15 protein-coding genes and 2 pseudogenes are annotated in these 12,043 nt (G+C 42.5%); 3 read left to right on the forward strand and 14 right to left on the reverse strand.

From position 1 onward, the window contains the following. The first annotated feature begins 65 nt into the window (after nucleotides 1-65). Entirely contained in the window at nucleotides 66-635 is a 570-nt protein-coding gene (locus CLNEO_RS15035) for an accessory gene regulator B family protein (protein ID WP_066091076.1), read from the forward strand. Here the strand turns inward: CLNEO_RS15035 and CLNEO_RS16455 are convergent. Then, entirely contained in the window at nucleotides 632-763 is a 132-nt protein-coding gene (locus CLNEO_RS16455; protein ID WP_278276632.1) for a hypothetical protein, read from the reverse strand. The genes CLNEO_RS15035 and CLNEO_RS16455 overlap by 4 nt on opposite strands. 380 nt (nucleotides 764-1,143) lie before the next feature. Further along, nucleotides 1,144-2,076 carry a cysteine synthase A gene (gene cysK / locus CLNEO_RS15040; RefSeq protein WP_066091079.1) on the reverse strand — a complete coding sequence of 311 codons (933 nt, stop codon included), beginning with the start codon at nucleotides 2,074-2,076 and terminating at the stop codon, nucleotides 1,144-1,146. Nucleotides 2,077-2,308: 232 nt separating this feature from the next. Between cysK and CLNEO_RS15045 the strand changes: the two genes are divergently transcribed. Then, nucleotides 2,309-2,737 (forward strand): RrF2 family transcriptional regulator, encoded by a 429-nt coding sequence (locus CLNEO_RS15045; RefSeq protein ID WP_066091082.1) that lies wholly within the window; start codon nucleotides 2,309-2,311, stop codon nucleotides 2,735-2,737. A gap of 223 nt (nucleotides 2,738-2,960) precedes the next feature. On the opposite strand, the gene CLNEO_RS16575 is transcribed toward CLNEO_RS15045, so the two are convergent. The 10 genes and pseudogenes from CLNEO_RS16575 to CLNEO_RS16820 form a co-directional block, all read right to left on the reverse strand. Then, a complete protein-coding gene (locus CLNEO_RS16575) occupies nucleotides 2,961-3,230 on the reverse strand; it encodes an aminotransferase class I/II-fold pyridoxal phosphate-dependent enzyme (RefSeq protein WP_066091086.1) in 270 nt (89 codons plus the stop codon). Further along, entirely contained in the window at nucleotides 3,227-3,367 is a 141-nt protein-coding gene (locus CLNEO_RS16580) for a hypothetical protein (RefSeq protein ID WP_330382616.1), read from the reverse strand. Before CLNEO_RS16580 ends, CLNEO_RS16575 begins: the two co-directional genes overlap by 4 nt. Nucleotides 3,368-3,378: 11 nt before the next feature. Then, a complete protein-coding gene (locus tag CLNEO_RS15055) occupies nucleotides 3,379-3,873 on the reverse strand; it encodes a hypothetical protein (RefSeq protein WP_066091089.1) in 495 nt (164 codons plus the stop codon). Between the two features lie 53 nt (nucleotides 3,874-3,926). Beyond that, nucleotides 3,927-4,148 carry a hypothetical protein gene (locus CLNEO_RS15060; protein ID WP_066091091.1) on the reverse strand — a complete coding sequence of 74 codons (222 nt, stop codon included), beginning with the start codon at nucleotides 4,146-4,148 and terminating at the stop codon, nucleotides 3,927-3,929. Between the two features lie 84 nt (nucleotides 4,149-4,232). Then, a complete protein-coding gene (locus CLNEO_RS15065) occupies nucleotides 4,233-6,209 on the reverse strand; it encodes a metallophosphoesterase (RefSeq protein WP_066091094.1) in 1,977 nt (658 codons plus the stop codon). Between the two features lie 163 nt (nucleotides 6,210-6,372). Then, on the reverse strand, nucleotides 6,373-7,659 hold the full coding sequence (locus CLNEO_RS15070) for a GHKL domain-containing protein (RefSeq protein ID WP_066091097.1): 1,287 nt from the start codon (nucleotides 7,657-7,659) through the stop codon (nucleotides 6,373-6,375). Continuing rightward, nucleotides 7,656-8,393 (reverse strand): LytR/AlgR family response regulator transcription factor, encoded by a 738-nt coding sequence (locus tag CLNEO_RS15075; protein WP_066091100.1) that lies wholly within the window; start codon nucleotides 8,391-8,393, stop codon nucleotides 7,656-7,658. Before CLNEO_RS15075 ends, CLNEO_RS15070 begins: the two co-directional genes overlap by 4 nt. 691 nt (nucleotides 8,394-9,084) lie before the next feature. Next, the gene (locus CLNEO_RS15085) at nucleotides 9,085-9,969 is read right to left on the reverse strand and encodes an AraC family transcriptional regulator (RefSeq protein WP_066091106.1); all 885 of its coding nucleotides are present in this window, start codon (nucleotides 9,967-9,969) and stop codon (nucleotides 9,085-9,087) included. A gap of 87 nt (nucleotides 9,970-10,056) precedes the next feature. After that, nucleotides 10,057-10,467, reverse strand: a complete 411-nt coding sequence (gene arr / locus CLNEO_RS15090; RefSeq protein ID WP_066091112.1) for an NAD(+)--rifampin ADP-ribosyltransferase — start codon at nucleotides 10,465-10,467, stop codon at nucleotides 10,057-10,059. 21 nt (nucleotides 10,468-10,488) lie between these two features. After that, a pseudogene (locus tag CLNEO_RS16820) lies at nucleotides 10,489-10,713 on the reverse strand (acetyltransferase); the annotation flags it as partial. Nucleotides 10,714-10,951: 238 nt separating this feature from the next. Between CLNEO_RS16820 and CLNEO_RS15545 the strand changes: the two are divergent. Continuing rightward, nucleotides 10,952-11,146, forward strand: a pseudogene (locus CLNEO_RS15545) (ParB N-terminal domain-containing protein); the annotation flags it as partial. A 396-nt stretch (nucleotides 11,147-11,542) separates the two neighbouring features. Here the strand turns inward: CLNEO_RS15545 and CLNEO_RS16825 are convergent. Together CLNEO_RS16825 and CLNEO_RS15100 are read right to left on the reverse strand one after the other, a co-directional pair. Beyond that, nucleotides 11,543-11,725, reverse strand: a complete 183-nt coding sequence (locus CLNEO_RS16825) for a sigma factor-like helix-turn-helix DNA-binding protein (RefSeq protein ID WP_066091109.1) — start codon at nucleotides 11,723-11,725, stop codon at nucleotides 11,543-11,545. Nucleotides 11,726-11,762: 37 nt separating this feature from the next. Then, nucleotides 11,763-12,043: IS3 family transposase (locus CLNEO_RS15100; RefSeq protein ID WP_157723616.1), on the reverse strand; the 281-nt coding region annotated here is incomplete at its 5' end.

A 12,043-nucleotide genomic window follows, 5' to 3' on the forward strand; every position in this document is an offset into this window, starting at 1 on the left:
CAATACCCACCTTGAGGATGTAAGAAAAACTTTTTTAGACACCATTTTGTAAGGAGAGTGCTATCATGATTATTAAATTTGCAAACACATGGGCAAATTGGCTCGTGGAAAATGGAGCAAGCCGGGACGACTATGAAATTTATGCCTATGGCGCAGAATGTATGCTAAATGAGCTGTTTTCAGACTTATTGCTAATCATCACCGCATTGCTGTTTCACAAAACCTTTGAAATGATTCTCTGGATGCTATTTTTTACACCATTGCGTATTCATCTTGGAGGGATGCATGCATCCTCTCATTTAAAATGCATTTTATCGTCCATTTTGCTTTCTTATTTATGTATTTTTACATACCCATTGATAATTGAGTTTCCCCCAATACTGGGGTTTATTTTAGCAATTAGTATTTTTATTGTATACAAAATTGCACCGGTAGTTCATCCAAACCATCCTGTCTCTGAAAACAGAATGCTACAAATGAGAAAAAGGGCGCTGTTCATTCTTTTTGTTGAAATAATAATCGCATGTATTGCATATGGTTACTTCTCAAAAATAGTGGCTGGTATAGCAACAGTATCTATATTTTCTGTTTGTGTTCTCGCTATGCTGGGGAAATTACATTCTTATAATCATTAGGAAAGTGCATAGCTGTTTGCCATTGTAATCGGCCTTTTAATCGCTCCACTATCCTGATTTATATCATTCCCAGCATGAACTGCCCTTGTGGCAAATCCAAATGGTTTACTTTTATCTTGATTCTGCATTTTGAAACCTCCCATCCGTTCCATTTTCATACTATGTTTATCGGTTATAGTACCATGCTGTTTCTACCTTGTCAATCGGCTACTAAAAAATAAAACACATACGTTCAACTTAGTACTCTCTTTGTTTTATTCGTTATTGCAACTCCTCTGGAATCCACCATAATCCTTTATTATTTTTTCTGTATACTACCTGCCTCAATATTTATTGCAATAAAAAACAGCAGGCTACAAGTCCTGCTGTGAATAAATAATTCCCTTAATAAATAGGAAAAACAAGAAGGAGGACTTGACAAAAATACGTTTTTCTTTACGAAACCTGGAGCGAATGCACATCATAGCCTTTCCTCCTAAATAAAAAATTTTAAATCAAATTTTTTCCATTAGTCCGCAAACATCGGTGTGGAAAGATAACGCTCTCCTGTGTCAGGCAACAATGCAACAATCGTCTTTCCTTTGTTTTCAGGACGCTTCGCCAGCTGAATCGCTGCCCATAAAGCGGCTCCTGAAGAAATACCAACCAAAACACCCTCAGAACGACCAATTTGCTTTCCTGTTGCAAAGGCATCCTCATTTTCAACAGCAATTATTTCATCATAAATTTCTGTATTCAAAACATCAGGAACGAATCCCGCGCCAATACCCTGAATTTTGTGAACACCTGGGGTACCTTTACTTAATACGGGAGAAGCGGCGGGTTCTACAGCAACCACCTTAATATCAGCATTCTTTCCTTTTAAATAGGAGCCTACCCCTGTAACAGTTCCACCTGTACCAACGCCTGCTACAAAGATATCCACAATTCCGTCAGTGTCTTCCCAAATTTCCGGACCTGTTGTAGCCTCATGAACTGCGGGGTTAGCTGGGTTTACAAACTGCCCGGGAACAAAACTATTGGGGATTTCCTGAGACAACTCTTCTGCCTTGGCAATGGCACCTTTCATGCCTTTGGCTCCATCAGTCAAAATCAACTCCGCACCATATGCCTTCATTAATTGGCGACGCTCCACACTCATGGTTTCCGGCATAACAATAATAATTTTGTAACCTTTCGCCGCAGCGATTGCCGCCAAACCAATGCCTGTGTTTCCCGAAGTGGGCTCTATAATCACAGAATCCGGCTTTAAAATTCCTTTTTGCTCTGCATCATCCAGCATGCTTTTCGCAATCCTATCCTTTACTGAACCTGCGGGATTGAAGTATTCTAATTTCCCAAGAATTTTTGCTTCAAGACCATATTCTTTTTCAATACGAGTCAGTTCCAGTAATGGTGTTCTTCCAACCAATTGATCCGCAGAAATGTAAATTTTACCCATAATAAATTCCTCCATTCATAATCTCTCTCATTATTATCATGTCACCTTATAAAATTTTCATTACACCTTATAGGGCAACGTTTTCATTTATCCTATAAACTTAGTAGGTTTATTGGTATATTATACTTTCTTTTCTTATTTGTCAATAGGAATTAGGTTTTTTTCATAAATAATTTGTTTGCTTTCCTATTTACCCTATTATATAATAGGTTTAAGCTTGGAGGGATTTTTTATGATGATTTCAACAAAAGGAAGATATGCATTACGTGTCATGATAGACTTAGCAGAACACCCGGGAGATTACGTTCCTTTAAAGGAAATTGCGCAACGGCAGGAAATCTCCGAAAAATATTTGGAGATTATTCTAAAATCATTGGTACGCGAAAAATTTTTAATCGGTCAAAGAGGAAAAGGTGGCGGTTATCGCCTAAGCAAAACCCCCGATGCCTATACCGTGGGTAGTATTTTGCGCCTAACAGAGGGAAGCCTTGCTCCTGTTGCTTGCTTGAATGAAAAATCTGAGCAGTGCACCCGTGTGCATGATTGCCGTACCCTATCCATGTGGCAAGGGTTAGATAAACTGATTTCCGAATATTTAGACGGAATTACCATTGCGGAATTAATGGCTTCTTATCAACCGGGAGATAACTATATTATCTAAATCCGTTTTTAAGATGTTATCTTGGACCTGAATTTATACCAATTGAACCCCGTATGGAAGATACAAAAAGGATGATTACTTCCTTTTTATAAGGTTTTTGATGCGGCTTTTAAATCTATAAATAGAAAAGACACGGCTCTTCCCTGTGAGAACCGTGTCTTTTTGATTGCTAATGGGAATCACTTTAAAATGAATCCAATTTATGCCTTAAGATTTGTGCTTCCTAGATGGTATTTTTTTTGCGCAAATCAGATGATCTATTTAAAGCTTCATTCAGCGTATCCTCTTTTTTTGCAAAATGCAATCGCACCAAATGGTTTGCATTTTCTTTGAAAAAACTGGAACCCGGGACAGCCCCTACGCCTACTTTCTCCGCCAATACTTCACAAAACTCCAAATCACTCTCGAATCCAAACTCTGAAATATCCAGCAAAACATAATATTCCCCTTTGGGGTTTGTATGAATAATTCCTAATTCATCCAAGCCTTTCATAAACAGATTCTTCTTTGCCGTATATACACCCGAAGCTTTTCATAATACTTATCCCCAAAGTATAATCCTGTGACTGCCGCTTCCTGCAAGGATGCCGCTGCACCTACCGTTAGAAAGTCATGTACCTTCTTTGCCACATCTATAATTGCTAGGGGCGCAATGATATAGCCACCGTCACGATGACCTCCGGCATGGCAGCACTTACGGTATAACCTTCAATCACCGGCGTAAATACATAATCGCCGTTTTCATTTCCGTCATATTCCGGCTCAACTATCCATGTAACCGGAATATCAACGGTGGCTTCTTCCCATTCCATAGTAGGGGGTTCCTGCTGCTCGTTTGCTTCTGCTTCTATAGTAGAACCGGTGGTGGCAACCGTCAAGTTTCCGGACATAGAACCCTCGTCCGGGTTCCCTGAATCCTGCACAGGTTCCTCCGATACACCGCTGTCCGCTGTTATGGCTGTACGCACCGTTGCGGTCAGGGTTTCAGGAAGCTCCAAATCCTCAATGGATGTTCCGGTGGGTACCAATTTTTCTGTTTCGGCAAGCGGTGCAAAAGCGACGATTTCTTCCCTCGCACCGATTGAAGTGTCTGCTTCTTCCGCCATAGCCGAAAACGGCAACATGGTCAGAACCATGCACACCGAGAGCTAAAAGCATAAAATTCTTTTTCTCACTTTATCGCACCCTCCTATTTTGATATTTTTTCCGGCCAGTAACATACACCAACATCCAGCGCACGTGGCTTATCCAGATGAAAGTCAGCATAACGGCAGTACCAGCACTGCTGTAAGCCCTCCGGTGTATCGGCCCTCGGCTCAAAAGCCGGACAAACTTGTTTTGGCCACACATTGCCTTCCGCATTGGGGGCAGAAAAGGACGTATCCTCCTGCCTGCGCCGACGATTTTCCATAATATCACGCTCCTTCCGGCGAGGATACAGCGGCTCTCCGAATACTTCGGAATGCCGCTTATTTTCACTTCTGCATCCCCGCATTTAATTGCTGAGATTCTTCAGATTTTCAATAATAGAGAGTAATTGATTTGTTGCAAGTCCTTCCAGCTCTATGACAGGAATATCAAATAACCAATAGTCCCCGGTTACGTGGTTATCGCCCTCGCACCATACATTCAGATTCCCTCCGTCACCAAAGTAAAATTTCGTTGCAAATTCAGGAGCGTCAATGTTTTGTGCAAGTTTTTGATACACCGCCGTTTTGAGCTCTTTGGGAATTTCCCCTTCAACGCCCGCCGGTGCAAAACCGAATTTGCCGTCAAGTACCAACTGCTTGAACGCATCCTTGTCCTTTATGAAATCCCAAAGATTCCCTGCATCCTTATCACCCGTAGTCAAGCTAAAAAGCTGTGTCCGTATGGAACTTACAGGGTAGGCCGCTCCTGGGGTGTAAGCGGTATTGTATGTCCTGATGCTCAACAAATCGCCGCCTACCATTTCAAAGACAGGCATAATATCGTAATTGGTATCTTTTTCGGCAGAAGAAATCGGTGCAAGGCAAAACTCCTTGAGTGCCTGATTCAGTTTTTCCTGCACCGTAGTGTCTGTTAAGCCGCTCACTTCCACATAACGTGCCTGTGTATCATCATCTCCGTAGTTTTCAACTGCTTTATAATCAAATGATGCATTTTCCAAAGAATTTGTTGCAGGTGCAGCTTGACCCCTGTCTCCGCTGACGCTTGCGGCAATATCGGTCACAGAGCCATCCTCCTCATACATATACAGTCCGGCGGTGGTCTTATCTCCGGTGGTAATAACAGCAAATGTACGGGTGGTATCCGGATAGTCGGTGTTATGGTCAATCCAGGTTCCGTCATTTATATAGTATTTTCCGTTGTCCATGGCACGATATGAGGGTGCATGCGTATGACCAAACACAACTACATCCACGTTTTCATCCAGATTTTCCAGATGCTGCGCCTTTGCCTGTCTGAAATAATACTCCCAGTCCACAGTTCCTGCGACCGCCTCAAGGAAGCTGTTGGGAACCTTGACCTGATTGGCTTTCTGACGCTCGTCCCACGTACGCTGAATATTCTTAAACAGCACAGGCGCGGAAATGGTTCCGTCCGCCTGTTGCGCAGGATAGAAGTCCAGATAGGTGTAGGCATCATCAAAGCCTGCCATATGCATATCGAATATTTTCTCGTCAAGGCCCTCGTTCGGCGTCATACGCTCGGATACGCTTTTGAGAATGTAGTAATACATAAAAGCCCCATACTGGTCTATGTCGGATTTGTCCGGCACATTTGTCACCACCGGCAAGTTCTTTTCCACCTTGGGGCGACCCTCTAATACCCAAGTCGCAGCATAACGAGCGTAGAAATAACCGGCTGGCAGAATGGTATCGCTATTTCCCACCAACTCCGCATTGGTAACCGTGTCCGGCGCTGAAAATACATCGTAACGGTGGCCGTGCTCGATTACAATTTCGTTGCGGTCACCTGTGTAATAGGTTCCCAGCCCTTTGGCATCTCTGATCTGTACGATTTTTGGAATGGCCTCCTGTAAAATATCATTTTCCTGCGTCATGTCATGATTTCCGGGTATGTAGACAAGTTTGATTCCGCTGTCGGCCACCTTGTTCAGTTCATCAATAACACCCTGATTGTTTGCGATGACATCCTTGTAAAACTGTTGAACATCGGTGTAGCTGGAATAATCCACCGGTAAAAACCATTCGTCCAGAAAATCGCCATCAATCACCAGTTCCCGCACATCCTTTGTGCGTTGCAGCTTTTGCAAAAATTCAATTAACAGCGGGCGGTTTTTTACCGTTTCAGCATATTGGTCGTCAATTCCGATGTGAATATCGCTTATGACAACAATCTTGTTTCTTATACTTCCAGCCTCCCACAAAGCAGCGGCACTGCTTTTTTGCCCACAGCCGCTTGTAAACAGCGCCAAAGAAATAGCCATGCTGGATGCCAGTAATACAGATAAAACTCTCTTTTTCATGTTCCTTACCTCCAATAACTCTATGATATTTTGTAAATTACTGCTCTGAAATTACCATGAGAAAAAGAAAAAATGAGCCTTTACACTTAAAAGACTCATTTTTACACTTAAAAAACTGATATTCAATTAAATTGGCTCTTGACAAACAAACTGTGTCGTATTCTTAAACCAGAATGCGTACCCGAAAGACACCATTTTCTATTTTGTATAGAAGTTCGCCGTCATATTTTTTTGCAAAAGCAACGACGCTCCGGCTACCGAAGCCGTGGCCTTCTTCGCTGGCAATAGGATAACCACTTTCATCCAATACGGTATCCTGCGTACATGGGTTTTCCATCTCCAGCAAGAGCCTACCCACGCTTCGGCAGGTAAATCTGAGATAGGAAGTGCGATTTTCAGGCAGCTTCCCGCAGGCGTGAATTGCGTTTTCCATCAGATTTGAAACCACCATGGAAAGCTCCAGAGAATCTACAGTCAGTTCTCTGGGAATATCCAGTTCAATCTCTGTGGGAATTACCGCCTGCTCAGCAAGACCTGCATAGTGGCAGACGGCGGCGTTGACAGCGGAATTTTCGCAGTAGACCCTGCTGATTTTTAGCGTCATTTGATTTTGACTTTGCAGTAAAGCGGTGGCCTCACTGGTCTTCCCTTGCTCCAAAAGTTCCTGAAGCACATTGTTAAAGTGGCGGCGGTCATGGGCGGCGCGGCTGTTTTGCGACGATACCTCCTCCATAAGCTCCAGCCGTTGCGACATGTTGCCTGCGGCCAGTTGCAGATATTCCCGCTCCGCCTGCATCCTTTGGTTTTCCTCCTTGACCCGGAATTCCCGCTGAAGGTTTTTAAGCGAAATAATAATGGAGCCGTAGGCAGCAAGCCCGATGAAAATCACCAGAAGCAGCGGTATGGCCTGCTCCGTCAGCATCACAACAATGTCATCGGCGGACAATACATAGTAGTTGAATGTGATGTAAAGTCCCAGAGCAACGGCGAAATACGCCGTCCAATGCTCCACCGCCTGCCGGTACAGCGGACGCACATAACGGGCCAAAACCAGCAGAAAAACGCCGAAGAGAATCACGCGCAGCAACGAATTGGCATAATGGGGGTAAGGCAGATGTCTTGAGCCGACAAAGCTGAGGATAATGACAGCGTCGCTGATATTTTGAACGGTAAGATAGGAAAACAACCACTGCATAAAGGTATCTTTGAACAGAGGCCGCACCGCAAAGCAAAGTACCACGAACAGAACAATATCCAGCTTTGAAAGCAGGGTCAGGTTTCCACTGAGATAGCAATAAACCGCCGTACCTAAATCGGCGGCGAGAATGCCCAGCATCGTCAGCAGTGTGATCTTTTTGGAGTATTTCGGCTGCAAAAGCGTCATCATCAGCAGGACATTGGCAGTGGTGGAAATCGCCGCCCGCAGAATGTCCGGAAAATATTCACTCATTTGCATACCTCCTTTGCCATCAGGTAGTCCATATAGGCATCTCTTACCACAGGGTATTGCTTTGCCGCAATAGGAACAATCTTACCGCCATATAACGTGAAACTATCTTTGGCGAAACACTCCACCCGGCGTAGGTTAATTATGAACGAGGTGTGGCATTGTAGAAAGTGCCTGTCCTTCAAAATAGATGCACAGTATTCTGAAAAATTCTCGCGAAAAGTTCGGCTGGATACTTCCTCGCCGTTTGTTAAGCTGAAAGCAACCGCGTGATTGCGGTATTCACAGCAGATAATCTCAGCCAGCTTTATCACCCGCAAGCTCTCTGCGGTCTTGACAGCAAAGGTCTGATCTTCCGCAAGGTCTGCTTTAGAAATGGCGAGGGTCAGCGTATCAAATAGCTGCTGCTTTGAAAGGGGCTTAATAAGATAATTAATAGGGCTTGCCGCATATGCTTGCAGCGCAAACTGTGGCTCGGTGGTGGCATAGATAATTTGCGCCTCGCGATCAAGACGGCGTATTTCTTTGCCCAATTCCAAACCGCTCACCATGGGCATGACAATGTCAAGTATGTAAAGGTGAAAGCGCTCAGACTCAATCGCGATCAGCAATTTATCCGGGTGCGAAAATTTCTGAATCTCCGCTTCCCATGGATGGATGTCCATGTATTCTTTTATGTATTCGGTGATGATATCCAGCTCTCTCGGCTGGTCGTCACAGATAGCAATACGCGGCATAGCGATCACTTCCTTCCGGTTTGTTCTTTTCGTGGGTCAGAAGGCTTTTGGGCATCGGCGGGAATGGCCCATGAGCGACCAAAACGGGAAACCCCCGGAATGCGCCCAGCTTGGCAGTATTGATGCACGCGCCGTTCTGATACGCCCCATTTGTATGACGCTTCCCGCGCTGAGATATATCCCTGCAAACTGCTCAACTACTTCACCTCCGTGTGGATATAAAAAGACACAATATATTATATACGAATATCCGTATGATTTCAATAAATGAATCTGATTAGACCTTATAAATGTCAATTTAGTCATTTTACTACTTTTTTTGAAAGGTACCTGAAACATCTGTAAAAAATCACAAAGCCTACCCTCTGAGTATCTGTATACCTCACGTTCTTCCTGTCTTGTCTTGCGAAATTTCATAAAATCCCCTGCCTTTCCCGCCTGGATGGTGGCGGCAGGAAAACAAAAGGAGCCGACAGACACGATGTCCACCGACTCCAGTGCCTAAAAATGGCATACCAAAGTACGGTGGGTGCATCGAACTTCAATCAAGCAGTAAAAACTGCTGTCGAAATTCCTTATGCATCCCGCCGCCCTAGTCTGCGCTTCCTGTGGTTTTGAAAGCACCTTGATGTTATCCTCACCTACGATAAAGGCACCTCCTTACAGGAAGTGCCCTCCATCAAAATGATTCCTACATTTCACTATCTTTTTTCTTCACTGGTATCCATATTTCACTTCTATATTTGGGGTTTAATGTGTCTGGACTTTCATTCCACAAAATTTCCGGACCTTTAACCGCCTCATATCCTGATGACGGGAACCACTCTGAGTATATCCTGCCCCACACATTTTGAAGTGTTTCAGGGAATGGCCCAATGGATTCAAATACTGCCCAAGTACCGGCATCAATTTCTAATATATCAAACTCTGCAATTTCATTTGTGGATGTTGCTACCCCAATGTAATGATCCAGCTCACTCGTTTCTTCCATTCTTTCTTCTGAAAAATTCGTTGATGCACTAATTATACCAATTGGTTCTACATTGGAAATTGACTTCAATTGTTTTATAACATCTGGGGTCAAAAGTTCAGTCATTTTTGCAATCTCAGGATTAACCCCCTGAAAAACAATTGGAACTCTCTTTTTAAAACCCACCAAATTAAAGTTTTCTCTCTCAACAATGCGATAATTCATTTCACAGCCTCCTTTAATTGATAATTGAAAGGTCATTTTAGGATAAGCTTTTAGTTGAATATTCTCATTTCTTGCCTCAGAAGGGAGAATACCATGCACAGAATGAAAAGCACGGGTGAATGAATCGGCCGAGCTATAACCATACTTTACAGCAACATCCATTATTCTCAAATCCCGATCTTTTAAATCAGGGGCAGCAAGTGTTAGTCTTCTTCTTCGAATATATTCTGACAAACTGATACCTGATAAAAAAGAAAACATACGCTTAAAATGATACTCTGAACAGTAAGCAATTCTTGAAATCTCACTATAATCAATTTCCTCAGTTAAGTGGTCTTCAATGTATGACATTGCACGATTCATATAACTTATAGAATCCATCAAATAACCTCCTTTCTTCATCAATATATCAAAGGTTGCATTTATCCATCCGACAATCTGTGCACAATATCATCGACTACCCTATGATTAGTCATTGATTGCTTCTATGCCTTGTCGCTTTAGCTCCTCAAGGTTATTTAACATATTTTGGAGCACCTCTGGGGCATGTTCCTCCCAATCCAAAACTTCCCCCACTATTCTTAGTGATGACTTGCTGCGATAGGATCTGGTAGGATTTCCCGGGAATTTTTTATCCGTTAAATTAGGATCATTCTCGAAGGCACCTAAAGGCTCCACAATATAAATTCGACCTCGTCCGTCCCCCACCGCAAGTTCAGCTCCCCATATAGCTGCATCCAATGTCCCAGTCAGGTAAACGTAGTTTGCTTTTTTCCCCTCTCCATAATTAGAGCCATAGCCAGGTTCCAATAATTCCCCCGCCTTCAAATCTGCTTTTGAACCATGATAAAAAGGCCCCTTGTCCAGAGACTGATTCATAAACTGCACAAGTCCGCACTCTGATGTAAGTTTTTCAAGATTATGAAATATTTCCTCTTCGTCCCAGTTCCACCATTGAAGCTTAAGCAAGAATTCAACCATCTCATCAGTAAATCTTTTTTTAATTAATTTAGCCGGATTCCCACCGTATATTGCATACGGCTCAACATTTTTCACTACTGTTGCGTTGGCAGAAATAATGGCACCGTGTCCAATTTGAATGCCAGGCATAATGGTTACATTTTGCTTATGGGTTTCTTTTTAATCTGTAAAATATTTTCCAAAAAAGTATAAAAATTCTTTTTCAATAAAAATTATACTTTTTCTTACAATATTATTCAAGGCAAATTGACAAAAAGGAAGGGTTTCACATCATTCGCAATAGAACTCATTTATTAGTTCAATGCAACTTCTTTTTCAACTCCAGACTTAAACTCCACTAAAAACTTCCCATCAAATACCATCACCTTTTCAATCAACCGTCTATGAGCTTGTGGCAGGGCACCGCAGGCATAGGGCAAGTGAACTGGCAGGACTTGAAACCATGCCCGTCATCGTCCGTAATCTTGATGATGATGCCGCCACAATTATTATGGTGGACAGCAACTTGCAGAGGGAAAATATCCTGCCGAGTGAACGATCCTTTGCCTACAGCATCTTTTTGCAAGAAGTGTCTTATTATTCCTGTCCCCGATAACGGAGCTTATCTTAAACCACTGTCGGCAACAGTGTCATAGTGCCAAAACACCATTTTTCACAAGTGCTCCAGCATCTCCACCCCGTTCTGAGGTAGCTGCCCAATGCGGTGATGCGTTCAAGACAGAAGTATGATTATATCGTTTATGGGTAATGGCAATCAAACCGTGCCAATTGGTTTGTTTAAACACAATGCAAATCGCTCACATAAAAATTTTCAGAGGTCACAGCGATATCTATTAAGTTGCTTTCCTTTTCGAGGCCATAAACGGAAAGTATTTGAGATAAGGATATTTAGTTGCCAAAGAGCAAATTTAGGGATAGAAAAACCCCCTCACTACTTAGCCGAAAAAGTAAGGGGGGTGGGCAATTTATTTTATCAATTTAATAGCTTTTTCAATTTTTTTAGTATTCGACGCTTTTGATAACTGATTGTTTTTCGGGGTATACCCGTAATTTTTGAGAGCTCTCTTTCAGAATAACCAACAAAAAACAATAATTTTATTAATTTTAGTTCAGTTTTATCCAAAACAGACAAACAATCATAGAGCTTTTCAACCATGCATCTTGCTAAAACAGTTTGGATTGTCAAAAGTTATCTAGACAACTTTTTTAAGGGTAATCATCCGGTATTCTCGTGGGGCTAGATATCCCAGAGATGAATGAATCCGGTGATTGTTAAACCAATTCACGTAGTCTGCCAACTTATACTTTAATTCATATAGATTTGAAAACGTTTGGTTATGTACAAATTCGGTCTTTATAATCTTAAAAGTTGCCTCTGCTACAGCATTGTCATAAGGGCATCCTTTGTGACTTAGGGATCGAGTAATTTCAAAGGTTTTGAGTGTATCTTCTATTAGCTGGTTCTTGAACTCAT

This window comes from Anaerotignum neopropionicum (assembly GCF_001571775.1).
Lineage (GTDB): Bacteria > Bacillota > Clostridia > Lachnospirales > Anaerotignaceae > Chakrabartyella > Chakrabartyella neopropionicum.

What these genes read in the sequence shown, in the direction of transcription:
- CLNEO_RS15055 (WP_066091089.1), bottom strand. Translation starts at nt 3,873, where the DNA reads ATGGTTCTGACCATGTTGCCGTTTTCGGCTATGGCGGAAGAAGCAGAC.
- CLNEO_RS16455 (WP_278276632.1), bottom strand. Translation starts at nt 763, where the DNA reads ATGCAGAATCAAGATAAAAGTAAACCATTTGGATTTGCCACAAGGGCA.
- cysK (WP_066091079.1), bottom strand. Translation starts at nt 2,076, where the DNA reads ATGGGTAAAATTTACATTTCTGCGGATCAATTGGTTGGAAGAACACCA.
- CLNEO_RS15035 (WP_066091076.1), top strand. Translation starts at nt 66, where the DNA reads ATGATTATTAAATTTGCAAACACATGGGCAAATTGGCTCGTGGAAAAT.
- CLNEO_RS15070 (WP_066091097.1), bottom strand. Translation starts at nt 7,659, where the DNA reads ATGAGTGAATATTTTCCGGACATTCTGCGGGCGGCGATTTCCACCACT.
- CLNEO_RS16575 (WP_066091086.1), bottom strand. Translation starts at nt 3,230, where the DNA reads ATGAAAGGCTTGGATGAATTAGGAATTATTCATACAAACCCCAAAGGG.
- arr (WP_066091112.1), bottom strand. Translation starts at nt 10,467, where the DNA reads ATGAATCAGTCTCTGGACAAGGGGCCTTTTTATCATGGTTCAAAAGCA.
- CLNEO_RS15045 (WP_066091082.1), top strand. Translation starts at nt 2,309, where the DNA reads ATGATGATTTCAACAAAAGGAAGATATGCATTACGTGTCATGATAGAC.
- CLNEO_RS15065 (WP_066091094.1), bottom strand. Translation starts at nt 6,209, where the DNA reads ATGAAAAAGAGAGTTTTATCTGTATTACTGGCATCCAGCATGGCTATT.
- CLNEO_RS15075 (WP_066091100.1), bottom strand. Translation starts at nt 8,393, where the DNA reads ATGCCGCGTATTGCTATCTGTGACGACCAGCCGAGAGAGCTGGATATC.
- CLNEO_RS16825 (WP_066091109.1), bottom strand. Translation starts at nt 11,725, where the DNA reads ATGGTTGAAAAGCTCTATGATTGTTTGTCTGTTTTGGATAAAACTGAA.
- CLNEO_RS15060 (WP_066091091.1), bottom strand. Translation starts at nt 4,148, where the DNA reads ATGGAAAATCGTCGGCGCAGGCAGGAGGATACGTCCTTTTCTGCCCCC.
- CLNEO_RS15085 (WP_066091106.1), bottom strand. Translation starts at nt 9,969, where the DNA reads ATGGATTCTATAAGTTATATGAATCGTGCAATGTCATACATTGAAGAC.